The 22114-nt window shown below is 48.9% G+C and carries 18 protein-coding genes; 3 read left to right on the top strand and 15 right to left on the bottom strand.

What is annotated here, in order from left to right:
• The first annotated feature begins 40 nt into the window (after nt 1-40).
• On the top strand, nt 41-1969 hold the full coding sequence (locus AAZR23_RS15595; RefSeq protein WP_434693617.1) for a TonB-dependent receptor plug domain-containing protein: 1929 nt from the start codon (nt 41-43) through the stop codon (nt 1967-1969).
• Nucleotides 1970-2036: 67 nt separating this feature from the next.
• Here AAZR23_RS15595 and AAZR23_RS15590 read toward each other — a convergent pair whose 3' ends face one another.
• The 6 genes from AAZR23_RS15590 to soxR all read right to left on the bottom strand — a co-directional run bounded on the left by AAZR23_RS15590 (nt 2037) and on the right by soxR (nt 7922).
• Nucleotides 2037-2525: a tetratricopeptide repeat protein gene (locus AAZR23_RS15590; RefSeq protein WP_166708650.1), complete on the bottom strand. Its 489-nt coding sequence runs from the start codon at nt 2523-2525 to the stop codon at nt 2037-2039.
• A 113-nt stretch (nt 2526-2638) separates the two neighbouring features.
• Complete coding sequence (locus tag AAZR23_RS15585) at nt 2639-3910, bottom strand: MFS transporter (protein ID WP_107679240.1); 1272 nt, start codon at nt 3908-3910, stop codon at nt 2639-2641.
• Nucleotides 3911-3940: 30 nt separating this feature from the next.
• Nucleotides 3941-5098, bottom strand: coding sequence for a trans-sulfuration enzyme family protein (locus tag AAZR23_RS15580; RefSeq protein WP_046894690.1), 1158 nt, complete (start codon nt 5096-5098; stop codon nt 3941-3943).
• Nucleotides 5099-5394: 296 nt separating this feature from the next.
• Complete coding sequence (locus AAZR23_RS15575) at nt 5395-6252, bottom strand: MerR family transcriptional regulator (protein WP_112549770.1); 858 nt, start codon at nt 6250-6252, stop codon at nt 5395-5397.
• A gap of 82 nt (nt 6253-6334) precedes the next feature.
• On the bottom strand, nt 6335-7372 hold the full coding sequence (locus AAZR23_RS15570; RefSeq protein ID WP_434693807.1) for a mechanosensitive ion channel domain-containing protein: 1038 nt from the start codon (nt 7370-7372) through the stop codon (nt 6335-6337).
• Nucleotides 7373-7430: 58 nt separating this feature from the next.
• Nucleotides 7431-7922 (bottom strand): redox-sensitive transcriptional activator SoxR, encoded by a 492-nt coding sequence (soxR, locus tag AAZR23_RS15565; RefSeq protein ID WP_434693613.1) that lies wholly within the window; start codon nt 7920-7922, stop codon nt 7431-7433.
• A gap of 152 nt (nt 7923-8074) precedes the next feature.
• Here soxR and AAZR23_RS15560 point away from each other — a divergent pair, with 152 nt between their 5' ends.
• A complete protein-coding gene (locus tag AAZR23_RS15560) occupies nt 8075-9187 on the top strand; it encodes an efflux RND transporter periplasmic adaptor subunit (RefSeq protein ID WP_371004905.1) in 1113 nt (370 codons plus the stop codon).
• Nucleotides 9187-12279, top strand: coding sequence for a MexW/MexI family multidrug efflux RND transporter permease subunit (locus tag AAZR23_RS15555; protein ID WP_434693612.1), 3093 nt, complete (start codon nt 9187-9189; stop codon nt 12277-12279). Before AAZR23_RS15560 ends, AAZR23_RS15555 begins: the two co-directional genes overlap by 1 nt.
• 217 nt (nt 12280-12496) lie before the next feature.
• Here AAZR23_RS15555 and AAZR23_RS15550 read toward each other — a convergent pair whose 3' ends face one another.
• The 9 genes from AAZR23_RS15550 to sctT form a co-directional block, all read right to left on the bottom strand.
• Nucleotides 12497-13090: a LemA family protein gene (locus tag AAZR23_RS15550; RefSeq protein WP_434693609.1), complete on the bottom strand. Its 594-nt coding sequence runs from the start codon at nt 13088-13090 to the stop codon at nt 12497-12499.
• Between the two features lie 475 nt (nt 13091-13565).
• Nucleotides 13566-14369, bottom strand: a complete 804-nt coding sequence (locus AAZR23_RS15545) for a MetQ/NlpA family ABC transporter substrate-binding protein (RefSeq protein ID WP_432692425.1) — start codon at nt 14367-14369, stop codon at nt 13566-13568.
• 49 nt (nt 14370-14418) lie between these two features.
• Nucleotides 14419-15693: a bifunctional O-acetylhomoserine aminocarboxypropyltransferase/cysteine synthase gene (locus AAZR23_RS15540; protein WP_218426803.1), complete on the bottom strand. Its 1275-nt coding sequence runs from the start codon at nt 15691-15693 to the stop codon at nt 14419-14421.
• A 184-nt stretch (nt 15694-15877) separates the two neighbouring features.
• Nucleotides 15878-16633 carry a hypothetical protein gene (locus AAZR23_RS15535; RefSeq protein ID WP_434693608.1) on the bottom strand — a complete coding sequence of 252 codons (756 nt, stop codon included), beginning with the start codon at nt 16631-16633 and terminating at the stop codon, nt 15878-15880.
• An 18-nt stretch (nt 16634-16651) separates the two neighbouring features.
• Nucleotides 16652-18370: a type III secretion system translocon subunit SctE gene (gene sctE / locus AAZR23_RS15530; protein ID WP_434693607.1), complete on the bottom strand. Its 1719-nt coding sequence runs from the start codon at nt 18368-18370 to the stop codon at nt 16652-16654.
• 13 nt (nt 18371-18383) lie between these two features.
• Nucleotides 18384-19739 carry a hypothetical protein gene (locus AAZR23_RS15525; protein WP_434693605.1) on the bottom strand — a complete coding sequence of 452 codons (1356 nt, stop codon included), beginning with the start codon at nt 19737-19739 and terminating at the stop codon, nt 18384-18386.
• On the bottom strand, nt 19736-20203 hold the full coding sequence (locus tag AAZR23_RS15520) for a tetratricopeptide repeat protein (RefSeq protein WP_166708661.1): 468 nt from the start codon (nt 20201-20203) through the stop codon (nt 19736-19738). The genes AAZR23_RS15525 and AAZR23_RS15520 overlap by 4 nt, the downstream gene beginning before the upstream one ends.
• Before the next feature lie 89 nt (nt 20204-20292).
• Nucleotides 20293-21360: an EscU/YscU/HrcU family type III secretion system export apparatus switch protein gene (locus tag AAZR23_RS15515; RefSeq protein ID WP_434693603.1), complete on the bottom strand. Its 1068-nt coding sequence runs from the start codon at nt 21358-21360 to the stop codon at nt 20293-20295.
• Nucleotides 21353-22114, bottom strand: coding sequence for a type III secretion system export apparatus subunit SctT (gene sctT / locus AAZR23_RS15510; RefSeq protein ID WP_434693600.1), 762 nt, complete (start codon nt 22112-22114; stop codon nt 21353-21355). The genes AAZR23_RS15515 and sctT overlap by 8 nt, the downstream gene beginning before the upstream one ends.

Genomic DNA, 22114 nt, shown 5'->3' with positions numbered 1-22114 from the left:
GTTATATAAATAAATACATATCGATAACAGGAAAATAATAATGAAACGAACTCTACTCTGCTCAGCGATTCTGCTGGCAACCGCGCCTGCGGTACAGGCAGAAAGCGCAGATATTCTGACCGTCTGGGGCAGCCCGGTGGCCTCCAATCCGGATGTCATCACACAGCCGCAGATGCAGTCGCTGAACAAAACCAATGCGGCGACAGCCATCAGCACCATGCCGGGTGTGGTTCTCGAAAAATCCGGCAACCGCAATGAGCTGACGGTGAAAGTCCGTGGTTTTGACAGCCGTCAGGTGCCGGTTTTCTTCGACGGTATCCCGACATATGTCCCGTATGACGGCAACCTTGACCTCGGCCGCTTTATGACCAGCGAACTGGAAAGCATTGAAGTAAGCAAAGGCTATACCTCGCTGTTGCAGGGACCGAACCTGATGGGCGGTGCTATCAACCTCACCACCGCCACCCCGAAAAAACCGTTTGAAGCCAATGTGTCATTCAGCCAGGGCTTCGCCCGCGGCGCGGATAATGCCTATAACACCAGCGCCCGTGTCGGCGCACGTAACGACCTCGGGTTTATCCAGGTCAGCGGCAGCCAGTACAAACAGCGTTTCCTCGGCCTGCCGGGCTCCGATGATGACAATGCCCTGGCAGGCAGCAACGGCCGCCGTGCGCACTCCTCATCCGATGACAAACGCGGTATGGTGAAAGTAGGCTGGACCCCGCGTGAAGCCGATCAGTATGTCTTTACTTATCTGAAGCAGGACGGCAGCAAAGACAGCTCACCGTCAGCTGTGCCGGGCAAAGGCAAATACAGCTGGTGGGAATGGCCGGATTACAACAAAGAGAGTTACTATTTCAACAGTACCACTCAGCTGACAGACGGCGTGAATCTTCAGGGCCGCCTGTTCCATGATAAGTTTGAAAATACCCTGCTGATGTATAAAAAAGACGGCAAAGGGTACGATTACAGCTATTACGATGATTTCAGCAACGGTGCCTCTCTCCAGTTAGGGATCGACACGCGCGAAAGCGATCTGCTGTCGTTCTCCGCACACTGGAAAGATGATGTCCATCGTGCGCAAAAAGAACGCAACGGGGATATTCTGCGTTACAAAGATCGTACTTATTCTGTCGCCACCGAATACCAGTGGGCAGCCACGTCTGATCTCGATTTTATCGGTGCCATCGGCTATGACTGGCGCGAAAGCCGTCAGGCGGATAAAGGTGCGGATGATAATGATCAGCACGCGTTTAACTGGGAAGTGATGTCAAAATATACCTTCGCCAACCAGGACAACGTGCGGTTCTCCGTGTCTGACCGCAGCCGCTTCCCGACACAAAAAGAGCGCTATACCACTGAGAAACCAAAAGATGGTTCGTCGGGCATCATTAACCCGAACCTGAAAGCCGAACGTGCACTGACCTTTGACTTAACCTATGAAGGGAATATCACCGATAAATGGGGTTATCAGACCAGCATCTATCACAACCGCGTGGATGATGCGATCCTCGCACACACAGTGATTAAAAATGGTGACCGCTACTTCCGGAACCAGAACAGTGGCCGTGTGGATTACACCGGGCTGGATCTGGGTGTGAAAGGCGAAGTGAGTGACTGGCTGAAAACAGGGATCAACTACAGCTACATCCACAGTGATCCGAAAGATGTTGATCACGCGGAAGGGCTGCCGAAGCATAAAATGTATGCCTGGGTGAAAGTCACCCCGATCGAGCCGCTGACGATCACGCTGTCCGAAGAGTTCCGTGCGTGGAGCTATCAGTACAATGACAGCAATGAGAAAGTGGCCGGTTATGCTCTCACCGGGTTGCGCGCGGATTATGACTTCGGTTACGGCATTTCCGCCAATGCCTCCGTCAATAACCTGTTTGATAAATCCTACGGGTACACCAACGGCTATATGGAAGAGGGCCGTAACTTCTGGCTGGGCGTGGAATACCGTTACTGATGCCGTATACAATGCCGCATACAATGCTGCATATAATCCCGCATAAATTATGCGGGATTGTTACCGCTTACGGCGGAGGCAAACGGGAAAATGCATCACACGCACCGCCTGCCCCGCCTTTACAGGCTTCACCTATCAGGTAACGGGCATATTTATAATTCGGGGCAACATATTTTCCTTCCAGATACATTATTCCCAGCATGTATTGAGCCTCCGGATGATTCTGCTCTCTGGCTTTGTCATAGAATTCAATTGCTTTATTCTTATCTTCCGTCACACCGTTTCCGTGTGCATACAGCGATCCCAGCACATACTGTGCATCCGCATTATGTTGTGCGGCCGATTTTTCCAGCCATGTCACCGCCTGCGCCTCATTTTTTTCCACACCATCTCCCCTGAGATAGCGTACTGCCAGCTGATATTGCGCCTGCGCCTCACCACGTTGTGCCTGCTGCTGTAACTGTACGACTTCCGGCGGTAAACCGCCGGACTCCGCCGCCGCATACGGTGCCGTAAACAGACTCATCAGCAAAACACCTGCCGGTTTCAGATTCATATCGTTGTCTCCGTACCTCATCCGTAAACCGCGATTATGCATAAAAAACGCCCCCGTTACCGGGGGCGCTGTCTGTTTTATATTTTTATCTGCTGTGTGCCGTCTTTTTATTTTCAGACTGACGGCGAGAGTGTCATGCCGCTGCCTGCCGCTTCCCGGCGGTTGATCTGACGCAGCAGGAACGTTGCCACCACGCCCAGCAGCGCACAGGCGACCGAGAGCATAAAGATATAGCTGTAACCGGTTTCGCCGTATTTATCCAGCCAGTAGCCGGCCACGGAATAATAGAACGCATCCGGGGAGAAGCCGATAAAGGAGGCAAAGCCCACAACCGCACCGGTGGTTTTCATCGGGATTTTCGATTCTGCAACAGAGGCAAAATAGATACCGCGGAATGCAAACAGTAACGCACTCAGCACCACCATATTCACCACCGCAAACCACATAAAGGCGTTACCTTTCGGGATCACGAGGAACAGAGCACAGTTCACGGCCATGATAATAAAGCCGACAAACATCACACTGATAGATGATCCGACTTTATCCGTCACGATCCCCGCCACCGGAGAAGCCACCATTTTGATCACATAGGTGCGGATAATCGACAACGCCGTCACCAGGGTAATCGGTACCACATACACCTGTGACAGATACGGGCTGAGATACGTCAGGCTGGAGAACACCACATAGGTGGAAAAAATAATCAGCCCGATCAGCCACGCTTTCGGCATGGTCACCACACTCATCAGAGAACGGAATGTGGTTTTTTCTTCCGGTTCGCCGTTTTCCGCAGTACTGCTGCGGTGCGCGATCAGGAAGAACAGCAGTATGCCGCAGATCACCGAGGCACCGGAATAAAGCCAGACCACATAACGGAAGCCGATTGCCGCCTCAGCAAATTTGCCGAAGAAATAAAGACCAACAAACGAGATCAGTGTACCGGACACACCGGATAATCCTTCGTAAAACCCGAAGATCCGCCCCTGCTCTTTCTCCGTTCCCTGCATCCGCACGACTTTGATCGACGCAGCGAAGAATGTCAGGATCGTAGTGACGCCCCACAAAACGTGGATCAGCAGGATCGTGTTATACGACGGGAAAGTCGCAAACCAGAATCCCAGCGATCCGGATGCGATCAGTGAGAATGTGATCAGGTTACGCAGAGAAAATCTGTCCGCGAACCAGCCGCCGAAAAAGTAAGAAAACATACCGATCAGGCCATACAGACTGAGCAGGTTACCGATCTCAATATGTGTCAGCCCCAGCGCCTGCTGCATCGGATCATAGAACGAGGACTTAAGGTAAGGCAGGCTGTACATTGCGGTGGTGCCGAATGCCAGCAGAAACAGAATCAGCATCCGTCTGACGCGGGATTGATTTGCCATGTGATTTGCCATAATGGTTATCTCTTCTTATCAGCCGTGAACTGCATCCAGGGCCTGGCGGAAATCCGCAATAATGTCTTTTGCTGACTCAAGTCCGACAGCAATACGGATCAGGTTTTCACCGTTCATCTGGACCAGGGTGTGCTCTTCACCCAGACTGGTGGCAATAGTGGTCAGTTTCAGGGAGTTCACAAATTTGCGGCTCACCTGGTCGCGGGTCAGGCCGTGGATATCCTCTTTCAGACGGAAAGAAACAATACCGCCGCCGAGGCCGTTCATCTGGGACTGACACAGTTCATAATGCGGATGATTTTTCAGTGCCGGATAACGCACTTCTTCGATTTCGCTCTGAGAGGCCAGGAATTCCGCCAGTGCCAGGCCGTTTTCGCAGTGTTTTTTCATGCGCATATCGAGGGTTTTCATCCCGCGCATAATCATCCAGGCATTGTTCGGTGCCAGTGCCGCGCCGGTAAAGCAGCATAATCCCGGCCATTTGATCAGTTCGATCAGTTCGCGGGAACCGATAACCGCGCCGCCCAGGGTATCACCGTGACCGTTCATAAACTTGGTCAGACTGTGAACCACCAGATCCGCTCCCAGTTCCAGCGGACGTTGCAGGATCGGGGTACAGAAGGTGCTGTCAACAATCAGCAGGCTTTTGTTCTGATGGGCAATATCTGCCACCGCGCGGATATCCACCAGCTCCAGAGACGGATTCAGCGGGCTTTCCACATACACGAGCTTTGTCGCCGGTTTCATGGCGGCGCGGATATTGTCGCTGTTCGTGGCATCAGTAAAGGTGATTTCCACGCCGAATTTTGCCAGCAGTTCTGTCATCAGCAGGCGGGTGTGGGAGAAGATCCCGTCCGCGCTGACAATATGATCGCCGGTTTTGACCAGTGACAAGAGGGTTGAGGCAATCGCCCCCATGCCGGATGCGCTGACAATCGCACTGTCCGCCCCTTCCAGCATCGCCAGTTTGCTTTCCAGCTCCGTCAGGTTCGGGTTGCACTCACGGCTGTAGACATAGCCCCATGTCCGGCACAGTTCTTCAAAGTGCTCCACAGAATGCGCCGCAAATGTGGCGGTCTGGTAGATAGGACTGGCCAGCGCGCCGGTGGCCGGGTCCGGTGAATGACCCTGGTGGATCAGTTTGGTTTCCAAATCATAATCAGTATTTTTTTGCACAACGGACTCCTCATGAGATCAGCACACTGATCCGCATGTCATCATTTATTATCATTAGTCAGTTCGGGTGGCTGATTCAGGATCAGCGGGGGTAATAGTGTGGTGGTAACGACCTTTTTAACCATTGCTGTAATGTGGATAACTATAGACTCTCCAGTTACTATAGAGTCAATTACGATATAGTGGATGCACATCACAAAACAGGTAATTATACGGTGCGAAAAATAAAAACAGGCTGAGTAATATCAGCCTGTTTTTATATTGAAAGTATAAATACCTATAGCATATGGAGGGTTTTACACAAGACAGCGGGTATCAATTTCACGCCGTTTCACTTTGATCTGGATTTCAGTCAGCAACTGGCGCTCATCATTGGTGGAAAGCGGATCAATCACCGGGATTTCATACATCATGTCATCCACCGGAATGCGTTTATATTCCGCATAATCCGTCAGGGCTTTAAACGCTGCGGTATTTTCGCTGTAGGGTCCCTGATACATCAGACAGATAAATTCACCGTCCGGGATTTCCGTGATTTTATCCTGCACCTGCGGGTTAAACAGATCGCGCTCGACAATCACAAAACTGTTCAGATAATGCACCTGCTGCGTGGCAAGAAACTCACTGCGGGAGACCAGCCCGCTGACGCCGCCGTAAAAAATAGAGATATTCTCTTCGAGGATATTGGCAATCTGCCGCCGCGAGAACTCCATAGTCTCCTCAAAGCTCAGACCGGGCTCATAATCCATCGATAAAATATGGCGGCGCGGAATATAACGCCGGGTGATTTTACCGATGCTGCCGGTATCAATCCCTTTTTCCAGCGTCTCTTTTTTGGTGGAGAGCACCTTTTTAATCAGCTCAAGCTCGCGGATTTTTTCATCCACCACCGCAATTTTCCGTGTCAGCAGACTGAGGATCTGCGTATCACTGTCTTCCAGCCGGTGTTTGATATCTTTCAGCGGCATTCCCAGATATTTCAGATACTTAATAATATCCAGCTGAGAAAACTGATCGATAGTGTAATAGCGGTAGTTACTTTCCTGATCGACATACACCGGCCGGAACAGCCCCAGCTGGTCATAATAACGCAGTGTCTGAATGCTGATTTTATGGAGCTTTGCCATCTCGCCGATGGAAAAATATTTCGCCATATTGTGCCGCCTCTGATGACCTTCTCAGGAATTAACCGGCGGCACAATAACGGAAACAGGGGGGATGACGCAAGGCGTCAGATCACACTCCCGGCGGTTCGCGGGATACACTGTTGCGTTCCATATAGAGTGTCCGGCTCGGGAAGGCAAAATCTGCGCCGTTGCGGTGCACGATATCAATAATTTTCAGATACACCGCCTGCTGTGCCGCCAGCCACTCCGCCCAGACCGTGGTTTTGGTAAAGCAGTACACCATGATATTAAGTGCGGAATCACCAAACTCATCAAAATAGACCAGCAACGTCTGGTGCTGATCAATGCTGCTCTCCGCTTTCAGCATGGCCCGTATCTCACTGACAATCTGTGAAATTCTCTCCGCATCCTCATAACGCAGACCAATTGTGGTTTTGATCCGCCGGTTGGTCATACGCCCCGGGTTTTCCACACTGATGGAGGAGAACAGCGAGTTCGGGATATAGAGCGGTCGGTGATCAAAAGTAATGATTTTGGTGATACGCCAGCCGATTTCCACCACCGTCCCCTCAATCTGCCGGTCAGGCGAGCTGACCCAGTCACCGATTTTAAACGGACGGTCAAAATAGAGCATAATGCCGGAAAAGAGGTTGCTGAGAATATCTTTCCCCGCCATACCGATGGCAATACCGCCGATACCGCCGAAGGTCAGCAGGCCGGACAGGCTCATCCCGAAGTGCTCACCGTAGAACAGGAACACCACTATCACGATCAGGATTTTCAGCACACGGGAGACAATATGCGCCGACGTGACATCACTGCCGCGTTTGATCTGGGCGGCGGCCAGGCGGTTTATCATCAGGAACAGCTTGCGGATCAGCATCAGCACGATCAGTGTGGTGCAGATCATCCCGACGGTATCTGCGGTGATAAAGCGCCACTGAAAATGATCAATGCCCTGTTCGGTGAAATCCCCGAGGATAATCACCCCCAGCGCCCACATGATAAACTGGGAAACATGCACTAATGTGGCGTGCTCGCCCTTTTCCCGCTTGCGGTTATAAATCATCAGTCCGCCGGAACCGAGCAGACACAGCACCAGCACAATCAGGCTGAGCACATTATTGGAGAGAAATTCTTCGGTAATCACGATAACTCCTTAGTATTATCCTCTCCTTCTAACGGATTTTGCCCGGAAACTCAATTTATCCCGCCGTAAATTCCTCATCATCCGCCGGACGGTTCAGAATCTGAGCGCCTGCTCCCAGAGCACCGAGCTTATCTTCCGGGTTACGCAGCGGGCAATCGGTCAGAGACAGACAACCACAACCGATACATTTATCAAATTCATCCCGCAGCCGGGTGAGGCGGGTGATCTTCTCATCCAGATAACAGCGCACCCGTGACGACAGAATGCGCCACTGTTCTGATGTCAGCTTACTGTTGACCGGAAACTGACTGAGTACCGCCTGAATCTCTTTCAGCGGGATCCCGGTACTTTGCGCCGCCTTGATAAACGCCACATAGCGCAGCACCACAGACGGATAACGCCGCTGGTTTCCCTGATTGCGGGTGCTGGTGATCAGCCCTTTCTCCTCATAAAAATGCAGCGCGGAGACGGTCACACCGCTCCGTTTAGCCACTTCCCCCACCGTCAGCACCCGGGCGGAATCGATCGGTTTTCCGGCATTTTTCATGATGAATGTTCCTTTCGTGTTATTCCGGCATCCGGAGTGTTGACCTCAACTTAACCTGAGGTTTTATAGTCCGACGGCATTCCGGTGTCAAATATCCCGGTTCTTTTTATTTTTTAATGCCGTTTTATGGCTTTTTGTAAGGGCTGACAGTGATGAAGAAAAAGTATGTGATCGGTTCCGCGGCTGCCGCGGTGCTCCTGGCCGGTGCAGCCGGTACTTATGTAATGGCCTCCGGGCAGGATGATACCGCGGACGGACAGTATGTTATGCCGCCGGTACAGGTTGCGCTGGCGCCGGTTGAGGAAACCGGGCTGAACCGGACACTGGCCGGGGTCGGAGAACTGGAAGCCGCCCGCCAGGTGCTGGTGGCACCGGAAACCGCGGGGCGTATTACGGCTATCCGTTTTGTCTCCGGTGATACAGTCAAAGAGGGTCAGCCGCTGGTGCAGCTCAATGATGCTATCGAACAGGGAGAACTCGCGAAACTGCAGGCACAGCTGCGCAATACCGAGCAGCTTCATAACCGGACCACACAATTATTCAGTAAAAATATGGTGGCTGCCGCACAGGTGGATAATACCCGCGCAGAACGGGATATGGCACGGGGTGCTATCCGGCAGACACAGGCGCAGATCGCACAAAAAACAATCCGTGCGCCTTTCTCCGGCACACTCGGAATACGTCAGGTTCATGAAGGTCAGTATGTTCAGGCGGGTGATCCTGTCGTCAGTCTGATCAACGCTGACACACTGAAAATCAACTTTTCACTGGATGAGCAGGCTGTTCCTCAGCTCTATACCGGGCAGCCGGTCACCGTGCTGGCAGATGCCTGGCCGGGTGAAACTTTCTCCGCAAAAATTGTGGCCGTCGATCCCCTGATCGATAAATCCCGGACAGTGCGGGTTCAGGCGGAACTGCCGAACCATGACGGCAGACTGAAAGCCGGTATGTATGCAGGTGTGCAGGTTTCGCAGAAAGAAGCTTCCAGGGTACTTGCGGTGCCGGAAACTGCGGTAACTTACAGTGCCTACGGCGATACCGTGTTTGTCGCGCAAAAAAGTGAGGATAACCGGCTGATTGCCCGCCGTATTGCGGTCAAAACCGGGAAACGCTGGGACGGCAAAACAGAAATTACGGAAGGGCTGACCGCCGGTATGCAGGTGGTGACATCCGGCCAGCTCCGGTTATCTGACGGCAGCCCCATTGTACAGAGTGACAGCGACACGCTGGCTGCCGCGCAGACAACCGCATCCCGGAGGAAGTAATGACTTTTACTGATATTTTTGTCAGGCGTCCGGTGCTGGCGCTGGTTGTCAGCGCCCTGATTGTGCTGCTCGGGCTGTTTGCATTAAGCAAATTACCTGTCCGCCAGTATCCGATGCTGCAAAGCTCGGCTATCACCATCACCACCAGCTATCCGGGAGCATCCGCTGAGCTGATACAGGGTTTCGTCACCCAGCCGATTGCTCAGTCTGTCTCTTCCGTGGAGGGGGTGGACTACCTCACCTCCTCTTCTGTACAGGGGCAAAGTACCGTGACAGTAAGGATGGAACTGAACCGTGATCCGACGGCAGCCCTTGCCCAGGCAATGGCCAAGGTAAACCAGGTGCGCTATAAACTGCCGGAGCAGGCATATGATCCGGTGATTGAATTATCATCCGGGGAATCCACAGCGGTCGCCTATATCGGTTTTTCCGGCGGTGATATCGGATTGCCGGCGCTGACTGACTATCTTTCCCGGGTGGTTGAACCGCAGTTTTCTGCGATTGAGGGAGTGTCAAAAGTACAGGTTTTTGGCGGACAGACGCTGGCAATGCGGCTGTGGCTGGATGCAGAACGCCTTGCCGGACGCGGCCTAACAGCGGCTGATGTTGCGGATGCCGTACGGCGCAATAACTACCAGGCGGCGCCCGGCAAGGTCAAAGGCGAGTTTGTGATAGCCAACGTATATGTGAATACCGATCTGACCAGCGTCGATGAGTTCCGCGATATGGTGATCCACAGTGACGGCAACGGCCTGGTCCGGCTGAAAGATGTGGCAACCGTCGAACTCGGTGCGGCATCAGCCGAAACCAGCGGCCTGATGAACGGCGAATCTGCGATTTATCTGGGTCTTTTCTCCACGCCGTCCGGTAACCCGCTGGTCATTGTTGACGGTATGAAAAAGTTACTGCCGGGGATCGAAAAAACGCTGCCGCCGGGTGTAAAGGCAGAGATGGCCTTTGAAACCGCCCGTTTTATTGAGGCCTCCATTGATCAGGTAATGCAGACACTGCTGGAAGCGCTGGCGATCGTGATCGCGGTGATCTTCCTGTGTCTCGGCTCCCTGCGCAGTGTGCTGATCCCGGTACTGGCGATCCCGCTCTCCATGCTGGGCGCGGCAATTATCATGCTGGCGGCCGGTTTCAGTATTAACCTGCTGACATTACTGGCGATGGTGCTTGCTATCGGCCTGGTGGTGGATGATGCCATCGTGGTGGTGGAAAACGTCCACCGCCATATTGAGGAAGGTAAGTCACCGGTGCTGGCGGCACTGATCGGTGCCCGTGAAGTTGCGGGACCGGTCATTGCCATGACCATTACTCTCGCGGCAGTCTATGCGCCGATCGGCCTGATGTCCGGACTGACCGGCGCACTGTTCAGAGAGTTTGCCCTGACACTTGCCGGTGCTGTGATTGTTTCCGGTATTGTCGCGCTGACGCTGTCTCCGGTCATGAGCGCCTTTATGCTGAACGCCGGACAGAATGAAGGCCGGATGGCGGCGGGTGCGGAGTATGTTTTCAGCTCACTGGCTGCGGGCTACGGCCGGCTCCTGAATTTTTTGCTCGATCACCGCTGGATCACCGGCCTGTTTGCTGTCGCTGTCTGTATCAGCCTGCCGCTGCTTTACCAGCAGGCACAGCAGGAACTGGCACCGGCAGAAGATCAGGCCAGTATTCTGACCGCCGTCAAAGCACCGCAACATGCCAATCTTGCCTATGCCGAGCGTTTTAACCAGCGGCTGCATGAGGTCATGATGACGCTGCCGGAAAGTGACAGCACATGGATTATCAACGGTACAGATGGTCCGTCTGCCAGTTTCGGCGGGATCAACCTGTCTGACTGGTCAGCCCGTACCACATCCGCAGCGCAGGTTCAGCAGTCACTGCAACAGGCGGTCAGTGAGATAGAAGGCAGTCAGATATTTGTCTTCCAGCTGCCGCCGCTGCCGGGGTCAGCCGGTGGCCTGCCGGTGCAGATGGTATTGCGCAGCCCGCTGGGTTATCCGGTGCTGTATCAGGCCATGGAGGACATCAAGCAGCAGGCGCGGGCGAGTGGTTTATTTATGGTGGTTGACAGTGATCTCGATTACAACAACCCGGTCGTGCAGGTGAAGATCAACCGTGAAAAAGCCAACAGTCTGGGTATCCGCATGAGTGATATCGGCGAATCACTGAATCTGCTGGTCGGGGAGAACTATATTAACCGCTTCGCGATGGATGGCCGTTCCTATGATGTCATTCCGCAGAGTACCCGTGAACAGCGCCTGACACCGCAGGCACTGGAGCGTCAGTATGTGCGTACCCGGGATAATCAGCTGATCCCGCTTTCTGCCATTGTGACAATCAGCACCACGGTCGAACCGAATAAACTGACCCAGTTTGATCAGCAGAATGCGGCTGTTTTTCAGGCAATACCGGCTCCCGGTGTCACGCTGGGTGAGGCGGTGAATTTCCTTGAGCAGGCCGGACAGGCGCTGCCGGCCGGGTTCAGTTATGACTGGCAGTCAGACGCCCGGCAGTTCAAACAGGAAGGAAATACACTGATGTTTGCTTTCGCGGCGGCACTGATCATTATTTATCTGGTGCTGGCTGCACAATATGAGAGCCTGACAGATCCGCTGATTATTCTGATCACCGTCCCGCTGTCCGTTTGCGGTGCCCTGCTGCCGCTGGCGCTCGGCTATGCGACACTTAATATTTATACTCAGATAGGATTGGTGACATTGATCGGGCTTATCAGTAAGCACGGTATTCTGATGGTGGAGTTTGCCAATGAACTCCAGATGCATGAAAAGCTCGACCGCCGTCAGGCCATTATCCGCGCCGCACAGATACGTCTGCGTCCGGTACTGATGACCACGGCCGCAATGGTGATAGGACTTATCCCGCTGCTGTTTGCTTCCGGTGCCGGTGCCAACAGCCGTTTCGGTCTTGGTGTGGTGATAGTGTCAGGGATGATGGTCGGAACACTCTTTACCCTGTTTGTTCTGCCGGCCGTTTACACCCGGCTCGCCCGTGATCATTCCGGTATGAATGCCACGGAACGCAGCCGGGCATTACAGGCCGCAGAGAAAGCACTGAAACAAAGCCTGTAAACCGGCTGATTAATACAGAAAAGGGATAACTGAACGGTTATCCCCTGAGATTGCTGACAAAGCAGGATAAAACGTGGTTTTTCCTGCTTTGTGTTATCAGCCGAAAATCAATAAGTTGATTTTCCTGGTTTATTTTTACAACCTCTGTCGGTCATCGCCAACCCCTGCGGGTTTGTCTACGGCCTGAAGGGATAACTGAACAGTTATCCCTTTTTATTTATTTGAATTGCACATCCGGTACTGTTGTGACTTCTGCTTCGTTTTCGACGCTGAAGTTGGGTTTAGCGGTATATCCCATATAGTTTGCAATAATCACTGCCGGGAATTTCCGGATAGTGGTGTTGTATTCACGGACACTTTCGATATAGCGGCCGCGCGCCACGGCGATCCGGTTTTCACTGCCTTCCAGCTGTACCATTAAGTCGCTGTAGAGTGCGTTACTTTTCAGATCCGGATAGCGTTCTGATACCGCCAGCAGACGGGAGAGCGAGGAACCCAGTTCAGTCTGTGCCTGCTGGAATTTAGCCAGCAGCGCCGGGTCGCTCAGGTCACTGACGCTGATATTCATCTGCCCGACTTTTGCCCGCGCATTGACCACATCCTGTAAGACCTGACGTTCAAAGTCAGAAGAGGCCTGTACGGTTTTCACCAGGTTCGGGATCAGGTCAGCACGGCGTTTGTACTGGTTGAGCATTTCAGAGGCGGATGCGGTTACCGCTTCGTCCTGTGTCTGGATGCTGTTGTAGTTGGACACCATCAGTACGCCGACCAGTACCACCACACCCAGTAATCCGATAATCAGTTGTTTCATCGTATTTTCCTTATCTCAGTGGCGACTATTATTCAGGCAATCCGCCGGGGATTCAAGATAAAGCTAACTGATTGCTTTCCATGTGTTATTGGTGATTACGGTGTTACGCTGATAACCGGTAAAAGCAGAAAGCCGCTGTAAACACTTCCATGTTATACGCTAAATCATTTCGTTCAGAGCAAGGCGGCAAAGTGAGAACATCCGGGGAGCATACATCAGTATGTGACCCGGATGGACGAACGAAGCCAACGAAGCTATGGGCGGAAGGATGACGCGTATACGCTCAGGCTCGCCATCCATGGAACGCATGCTTTCTGTTTTCTTTGCCCGTCACCTGTGCCCCGGCTCTCAATACGCTAAATCATTCTGTTCAGAGCAAGACGGCAAGTGAAGGGGCACGGGGAGCATACATCAGTATGTGACCCGGATGGACGAACGAAGCCAACGAAGCTATGGACGGAAGGATGACGCGTATTTACCAGGCCCGGACAGCATCGCCCTTATAAACCTCATCCGCCTTTTTCAGAACCTCATCACTCTGGAATGCCGCGACCAGTTTTTTCAGTTTCTCGTTGTCTTTATCTGCCGCTCTGACCACGATCAGGTTCACATACGGGGAATCTGCCCCTTCCATAAACAGTCCGTCACGGGCAGCGGATAATCCGACCTGAGATGAGAAGTTATTGTTGATAATGGAAAGATACACATCCGGATCATCCAGTGTACGTGTCAGTTGCGGGGTGTCGATTTCCGCGAACTTCAGTTTCTTCGGATTTTCAATGATATCCAGTGTCGTCGGCAGATAACCGACACCGTCTTTCAGTTTAATCAGCCCCTGAGCCTGTAACAGCAGCAGGCTGCGGCCGAGGGTGGTGGCTTCATTGGAGATGGCGACGGTTGCACCGTCCGGTAGTTCGGCTGCGGATTTGATTTTTTTCGAGTATGCCGCTATCGGGAAGATAAAGGTTTTGCCGATCACTTCAAACTGATAGCCGCGCTCTTTGCTTTGCGCTTCATAGTACGGCACGGTCTGGAATGCATTGGCATCAACATCATTATTGCGCAGCGCTTCATTCGGCAGGACATAGTCATTGAAAGCGATGACTTCAATATCCAGCCCCTGCTTCTCTTTAGCCACTTTGACCACTTCATCCCAGATAGCCTGATCCGGCCCGGTGTTAATCGCCACTTTCAGCGGTTTTTCATCTTCATTCTGTGAGCAGGACACTGCCAGTAATGTGGTGCAGGCGAGCAGTGCAGATACAATAATTTTTCTCATACTATCTCCGGAACATATTGTTATGGTTATATTTTATTTACTGATAATATTATTTCGCACTGTCCAGTGCCGCACTGATATCCGCCAGGATGTCATCAATATGCTCAATACCGACGGATAAACGGATCATATCCTGTGATACCCCGGCACGGGCCAGTTCGGCTTCATTCAGCTGACGGTGAGTGGTGGTTGCCGGATGGCAGGCCAGGGATTTTGCATCACCGATATTGACCAGACGGACAATCAGTTTAAGCGCATCGATAAACTTCGCCCCTGCTTCTGCCCCGCCTTTGATGCCGAAAGACATAATTGACGCCGGGGTGCCCTGCACATATTTCTTCGCCAATGCATGCTCCGGGCTGTCCGCCAGTCCGGCATATTTGACCCAGGCAACCTGCGGATGCTGTTGCAGATATTCCGCAACACGCAGAGCATTTTCAGTATGGCGCTCCATGCGCAGTGCCAGTGTTTCCAGTCCCTGTAAAATCAGGAAACTGTTAAACGGCGATAATGCCGCACCGGTATTACGCAGCGGAGCCACACGGCAGCGGGCAATAAAGGCCGCCGCACCGAAGTGTTCGCTGTAGTTCACACCGTGATAAGACGGGTCCGGAGTATTCAGCACCGCAAAGCGCTCAGCATGCTCCTGCCACGGAAATTTTCCGGAGTCGATAACAATTCCGCCAAGTGAGGAACCGTGCCCGCCGATATATTTAGTCAGTGAATGCACCACGATATCCGCACCAAACTCAATCGGGCGGCACAGTGCCGGGGAGGCTACCGTATTATCCACAATCAGCGGGACGCCGTGACGGTGCGCTATCTCTGCCAGTTTTTCAATATCCGCGATATGCCCTGCCGGGTTGGAAATGGTTTCACAGAAAAGCGCTTTGGTATTGTTATCAATCAGGGATTCCAGCTGTGCGAAGTCATCATGATCGGCAAAACGGACGTCGATCCCGATACGCGGAAAATTATGCGCAAACAAATTATAAGTGCCACCGTAGAGTTTGGAGACACTGATAATATTGTCACCGACCCCGGCCAGGGTTTGGATTGCATAGGTGATCGCCGCCATGCCCGATGCCACGGCCAGCCCGGCAATGCCGCCTTCCAGTGCCGCCACCCGCTGCTCCAGCACATCGTTGGTCGGGTTCATGATGCGGGTATAGATATTTCCCGGTACTTTCAGATCAAACAGATCCGCACCATGCTGAGTGTCATCAAAGGCATAGGAGGTGGTCTGATAGATAGGAACCGCAACAGATTTTGTGGCCGGGTCCGGTGAATAACCGGCATGGACAGAGAGCGTTTCAAGTTTCATGTGTTCTTCCTTACCGCACAGGTGAATATTATTATTTAGACGTCCAGACGTTTAGACATTCCTTTCTTATACCGATATTCACTGCAGAGATCAAAACGGAAGTGGCAAAACAAGATGAATTTTCTTCATGATGAGAAAAAAGCCGCTGTCGGAAGCGGCCTTGATTCATGAAAGGAGTGAGAAATTATCCTTTCATGTTATTGATCAGATTGTGTGTCGTATTTTTGCGATTCTCAAATTCACTGACCAGAATCTCCAGCAGTTTTTTCTGGAATGCTTTCTGGTCATCTGACACTTTATTATGTACAGACATGGTATTGAGCAGAACATCTTTCAAAGCACGAACGACCTCACCTTCTCCCTGCAACCGTGTTCCCATCGCCATAAGAGGCTGAGAACCCAGTTGTCCGAGCGACTGTGACAAACCGGATATTGCCTGTCCGGCAATACTTTGCGCCGTCAATGCGCCCGGATTAGCCGGATTAAGCCCGTTAATTGCCATACTCCCGCCGATAACCGCAACCGTCACAGATACAATAGCCCCGACGACAGCTGCCGCTACCTGGTAATCTGCTTCATCATATTTCAGCTTTTGTAATTGCGTTGCCTGCTGCATAGCCAGCTTTTCTAATGTATCCCGCCGCTCCTGCTGGTTAACAGCATCAAGCAGCAACACGTTACATAACTCAATCACCGCACTCATTCGTTTATTATCATAATCGGATAATAAAAGAGGTATGACATGCTGTGAAAATGGCCTGATGATCTCTTCCGCCGTTTTACCGGTGACGGTATTCTGCTGAGAATACTGATTTTCAGCCACTAATCTGACGATTTCCTGGTTAACAATATTATCCGGTAATACCGATTTTTTCTGTACAAGGTCATTCTCTGGTATATAGCCAGAAGATTGTGTACTGTTATTACTAGTAATTTCCATCACAATTCCCTTTATAAATTAAACAGCCTGCTGTCCCTGCTGCAGCATTGATTTTATTCTCTGAAAAGATTCATTTCCGTACTTACTTAATTTTTCGTTCAGTGCAATCAGCTCCTTTTGCGACTCAGAAAATACGGCCATTATCTGATTCATGAGTTCCGTTATTCTGCCCATTAATACCAAATCCACATCCATATCTGCGCGATGACGGATAATATCAGCCTGTAACACGCCATTCGTCACAGAGCTGGCACTGTTTATAATTGTTGTTGTCATCATTAAAGTGGTCAGCATAGTCTGTATTTGAGCGAAAATACTGTTCATTGCCGTCTGCATTGCTTCTGATGCAAATCTGCCCGTAATTTTTCCCACGATTGCCGCCCCTGCTGAAGCAGCCGAAATAAATAATGCCATGACCACAACAACAGCCAGCACCATACCGACGATTTCCATGGTTTTTTCCAGTTTTTTCAATTCTTCCGGTGATTTCCCCTGTTCTTTAGCGATTTCGATGGCGATATCTTTAATAAACTTTTTGATGCTTTCCAGCAGTTTGGTCACCGGTTCCATGATTTTGGCCATAATATCAGGGCCACCCGTCGCTTTTACGACTTCACTGACAATGGTCATAATAACAATAACCGCTGCCAGTGCTTTTGCCATTAATCCGCCGGTCAGGGCAGTTAATACCGCCGTAATTACAGTCAGCAGCGGTCCGAGCCACTTAAATAAAGCTTGCAGGCGTTCTGCTTTCTTTATTTTTTCTGCAATATCGGCTGCATCTTTATCTGTTTTTACCTGTAATGCTAACTGCTGAAGCCGGGCCAGCTCACGATCATTTTCCAGTTTTTTCTGCGCTATTTGATCACGTAAATCAGCCAGTTTCCCCATCAGGACCGCAAGTGAATTATTATACTCAACGGTATTTTTATTATTCATACTGATCAGCGATTGTGCGGCTGACAGGCACTCTTTTGCCGATGCCAAAATCCCGGCCATAGTATTCAGTGTATTTAACTCTGATGTCAGCAATGCTAATTTTTGAGGTTCTATCACCCACATCTGATTTTGTATTTCAGGAAGACTAATAATGTCAGTCAGTAACTTTTCCAGTAGTGCTGTTTTAGCTCCGGCATCGCCACCTTTTTCCGAAAGACTTTTCAGAACAATATCAACCCCCAGCTTCCTGTTAAAAAAGACAGAAAACTCATCCTTGCTATTTATTTTTAAATTTTTATCTTCCGTGAAGAATAATCTGATACCATCAAACATCTCACCATGGTTATTAATGACAGAAAAATAACGCTCTGATAACTCGTCAACACAGCCAAGAAGAATACTGGCGTAATTATTAATATCTTCAGATAAGTCAGATTCTTTTTTTTCTGACCAGATATTTTTCATTACATTATTATTAATACTCTGATTTATTCCTGAATTTTTAATCTGTTCACCGGAAAGATTATCAGATAACAATGAAAACAGTTCACTGATTGATATTTTTTTTGCTGACATTTTATCATCATGTTGCTTTCCTGCCGGTTTCCCGTTGAGCTGTGGCTTTGTTCTTTTCGTATTATCCCGGTTATATCGTTCTCCCAGTTCTTCAATAATTTTTTCAGAATGGGATGTATTTTCCTGCTGGTTAACAACTTTACTTTTTTCTGTATCATCGATTTCCCCGGCTAATGCCCCGGAAACGGCTAATTGTGCTGATTTTATACCTGATACATCCATGTATTCACCCTTTTTAAATACGTAAAAAACCTTTTAACTCCTGAGTTAATTCACTAATCATTGTGGTAATTACTCTGAGCATATTGTCATAGTTACTGTTAATTGTGTTATATCTCTGAGAGAATTCATCAAGCGTCATCTGGAGTTCTTTTTTTATCCCATCCATAATAGTGTTATATGAATTTATTTTCCCGTGATCTAATTCCCATTCTTCATTTATTCCTTTCTTCGCCCTTTCAAAATAACTTACCTTTAATTTATCATTGAATATCTCACCGGTTTTTTTCAGTGTTTCGTTATACGAAGAAGATACTGACAAATAATCATCATTAATGAAATTAAATTTTTTCAGCCTTTCAAGAGAAATATCAAACTCCGAATTTACTTTATCGTAATCTTCATTACTTACAGGTATTTCCAGCCACCTGAACAGCGCACCCGGCATAGCAATAACATCTGCCATACCAACAACCTTAACTAACTTGCCATTGCTGTCTGTTTCTGTATTTATGTTTTTAATAACCTGAGTGCCGGATACCGGCTTTTTCATAACAGAAAAGAAATACTCCATTTTCCTTACAGCATCATTGTAGTTAACACCTGAATCAATTAACTCATCATCAATATATACTGAGCAATTATTTATTCCTTTACTGGTGTCTATTTCAAATCGTCCTTTATAGAGTGAACAATCTTTTCCATCACTGTTTTTTAAGTCACCTGTAACCGGATAATATTTCATTAATGCCAAATGTAAGTCATGGTAAAATAAATTTTGTTTGAATTTTGTTTTTTTACCGTCATCAATGACACCTTTCGAGTACTCACCATATGAACTTAATAATTTTGTTAATGTCTTATAAAATTCAGTGTACTGGCTAAACCCGTCACGATAACATCTTACGCTGATATTATGTCCGTATTTTGATGCAACATCCATTTTTTCCACAAAATAGCCAAATGTAATCATTTCTTTTTTCATGAAAAAATATTTAATATCATCCTGAACATTCTTTATTTTATCAGCAAGTTCACTTTGTGTGGTTGCCAGAATTTTTTTCAGTACAGGATCACTGATCAGTTTATTGTACTTATCCAATACTTCCAGTGCTTGTTCCTCTGTTACCCCTGAATCTGATAATACTTTATTTATTTCATTTAACTCGTAGAAAAACCGGGTTAAAACATATTTATTATCTTTATTTTCTGACAAGATATCAGCGTAATGCTGAATATCATAACCTGATGCACGCATGATTCCGGATATATCACCAATAAAACCCGCCAGTTCCCGTGGTTCTTTCAGACTATCTTTACCTTCAGCCCCGGAGATATCAGGTATAATATTATGATAATTATTTATATTCATTGACCACCTTCCAGCATTGATAAATATGCTAACGCACTTTTTCGTTCATTGTCGCTGCATGCCATTGACAGACACTGTCTGAAACTGGTCATTGCTAAAGTCTTGTCACCCGAAAATAAGTAGCTCTGACCGATATAAAAATAAGCTGATGCATTATTTTTATCCAGACTGATAGCCAGTGAATAGAGATTAATCGCTTTCTGGTATTGTTTCTGAACCTGTTTTACCGCAGCCAGACCCAGTAAATAGTTAATATTACTGAAATCATAAAGGCACAATGACCTGAAAATCTTCTCAGCCTGCTCGATAAGGCCTTTATCATAATAATCACAGGCTAATGAGTAAACATTACTGAAGTCATGGTCTTTATCCTGCCTGAATATATCAGAAAATGTTCCATTCTCCAGATAAGTAAAAATTTGTTCCACAAGTGACTTTATATCTGAATTAATATTGTCATCCATAACAACACTCCTTAATAATATCCGATTATCAAGTCAGGCCATACTATCTGATTGCACTGATAATCACTTTCATAAAATACGCCTCAGTATCATCCTGCCGGCGCACGCTGCTGCGGATCACCGCCGGCATATGCGGCCTGCTCTGCCTCATTCAGCCACAGTAAGAGATCCAGAAATTTATCCAGATCGTCATCAATAATGGTGTCGAAAACGTGATATTTTCTGAATAACGTCCGGGCCAGACGGATATCCCTGACAACCGGTACTTTGTGTTTTTCAGCATACCGGCGGACGGCCGGTGCATATGCGCCTTTCTCTTTAACGGTAATCAGCGGCATAACACCATTTTCCGGATCAAGATAGACCGCGACAGCAATATGTGTCGGGTTAACCACCACAACATCCGAGTTTTTTATCAGCGCTTTGGTTTCCGCATTCAGCAGTTCCCGGTGCTGCTGTTTACGGGCTGATTTTATCTCCTGATTACCTTCGCTGTTTTTATACTCCTGTTTAACTTCGTGCTTTTCCATTTTCATATCATTAAAAAAGAAAAAGTATTCAACAATATAATCAATCACCAGTAATGGCAGTAATAAGAGGATGAAAATAAAAATATAACGGCCGGTGAAATAAAGAAAACTGTCACTTACACCAGAGAAAGGTGCCGTAATGACCTGAAAAAGATCGCCGGTATACAGACAAACAAAAGCATAACCCGAGGATAAATAGATAATGACTGAAATCAGTGCCTTAACCAGATTTTTCAGGGATTTTTTGGTGAAAATCCGTTTAAACCCGGCAATCGGATCGATTTTTTTCAAATCAAATTTAATCGCTTCCGTCGCCACCGCAAAACGGGTCTGCATCAGGGAAACAAAGCTGACACTCATACTGCATAAAATAATCAGCGGTAATACCATCTGAAAAAAAATATCCGATAACATCCGGATATACACCGGGAGAGACAGATGATTCACATTACGTAATACCGTCTGATAGAAATGGCTGAAGGCGGACCAGTCGGCAACATAAAGCAGATACGCGATACCTGTTATATAACCGGTTGTGGAAAGCAATTCTTTATATTTAAATGAATTCCCTTTTTTGGACTCATCCTGCAATTTTTTTCTGGTAGGTTTCTCTGTTTTTTCAGCCATCGCTCCCCCTGAGAAAGTGTGTTACCGGGGACGTATCAAATAGTACGGTCACATCTGTTACCGTCGTACTGCGGAACAGTATCAGCGCCAGTAAAAAAGCAATAATACTTTTTATTGAAAGCGATAATGAAAACGGGTTCAGCTGTGAATTATACAGCGCCAGAATGCCCAGACTGACCTCGGAAATAAATAGAATAATCAGTACCGGCATACAGAACAGCAAAGAAAACGACAGACTGTTTGTCAGCCAGTCAAATACCGCCGCGTACCGTATTTCTGTCAGTAATGAGCCGGGCGGTAATAAACGGAAACTGTCCCGGAGTGAGGCCACCAATAATACCAGACCATCATTGAGCAGAAAAAAAGAGACGGAAAACAGATTCATGAAGGTGGAAAACGGCGAAGCATCTGTCCCGGTTGTCGGGTCAGCCGTATCACTGATATTCGCACCCCGCTGGTTATCAATATATTCACCGAAAGCGGCACAAATAAAGAACGGTGTGCTGTAAATCAATCCCATCACTGTGCCGGCAATGATTTCACTCAGCACACTGAGCAGTGAAATATCCCCGCCGGAATGACTGTCATTGCCGCCAAGGCACAAAGCCAGGATACAAATTACAATCCCCCGCGAGGTACGGCTGAGAATAAATTTATCATTCAGAAACGGCAGAAAAGAGAAAGCCGCAAATAACCGCACACTGCTGAGCAGAACGCTCTGAAGCAGATCATGAAACCAGGAGAATAGCAGCAC

It is taken from the genome of Morganella sp. Je.2.23 (assembly GCF_051129855.1).
GTDB lineage: Bacteria > Pseudomonadota > Gammaproteobacteria > Enterobacterales > Enterobacteriaceae > Morganella > Morganella sibonii.
The sequence above is the reverse complement of the archived record's forward strand: the minus strand, read 5'-3'. Positions and strand labels throughout refer to the sequence as shown.

Excerpts from the sequence above, each read along its gene's own strand:
- AAZR23_RS15595 (WP_434693617.1), top strand. The coding sequence starts at position 41 with ATGAAACGAACTCTACTCTGCTCAGCGATTCTGCTGGCAACCGCGCCT.
- AAZR23_RS15590 (WP_166708650.1), bottom strand. The coding sequence starts at position 2,525 with ATGAATCTGAAACCGGCAGGTGTTTTGCTGATGAGTCTGTTTACGGCA.
- AAZR23_RS15585 (WP_107679240.1), bottom strand. The coding sequence starts at position 3,910 with ATGGCAAATCAATCCCGCGTCAGACGGATGCTGATTCTGTTTCTGCTG.
- AAZR23_RS15575 (WP_112549770.1), bottom strand. The coding sequence starts at position 6,252 with ATGGCGAAATATTTTTCCATCGGCGAGATGGCAAAGCTCCATAAAATC.
- soxR (WP_434693613.1), bottom strand. The coding sequence starts at position 7,922 with ATGAAAAATGCCGGAAAACCGATCGATTCCGCCCGGGTGCTGACGGTG.
- AAZR23_RS15560 (WP_371004905.1), top strand. The coding sequence starts at position 8,075 with ATGAAGAAAAAGTATGTGATCGGTTCCGCGGCTGCCGCGGTGCTCCTG.
- AAZR23_RS15555 (WP_434693612.1), top strand. The coding sequence starts at position 9,187 with ATGACTTTTACTGATATTTTTGTCAGGCGTCCGGTGCTGGCGCTGGTT.
- AAZR23_RS15550 (WP_434693609.1), bottom strand. The coding sequence starts at position 13,090 with ATGAAACAACTGATTATCGGATTACTGGGTGTGGTGGTACTGGTCGGC.
- AAZR23_RS15545 (WP_432692425.1), bottom strand. The coding sequence starts at position 14,369 with ATGAGAAAAATTATTGTATCTGCACTGCTCGCCTGCACCACATTACTG.
- AAZR23_RS15540 (WP_218426803.1), bottom strand. The coding sequence starts at position 15,693 with ATGAAACTTGAAACGCTCTCTGTCCATGCCGGTTATTCACCGGACCCG.
- AAZR23_RS15535 (WP_434693608.1), bottom strand. The coding sequence starts at position 16,633 with ATGGAAATTACTAGTAATAACAGTACACAATCTTCTGGCTATATACCA.
- sctE (WP_434693607.1), bottom strand. The coding sequence starts at position 18,370 with ATGGATGTATCAGGTATAAAATCAGCACAATTAGCCGTTTCCGGGGCA.
- AAZR23_RS15525 (WP_434693605.1), bottom strand. The coding sequence starts at position 19,739 with ATGAATATAAATAATTATCATAATATTATACCTGATATCTCCGGGGCT.
- AAZR23_RS15520 (WP_166708661.1), bottom strand. The coding sequence starts at position 20,203 with ATGGATGACAATATTAATTCAGATATAAAGTCACTTGTGGAACAAATT.
- AAZR23_RS15515 (WP_434693603.1), bottom strand. The coding sequence starts at position 21,360 with ATGGCTGAAAAAACAGAGAAACCTACCAGAAAAAAATTGCAGGATGAG.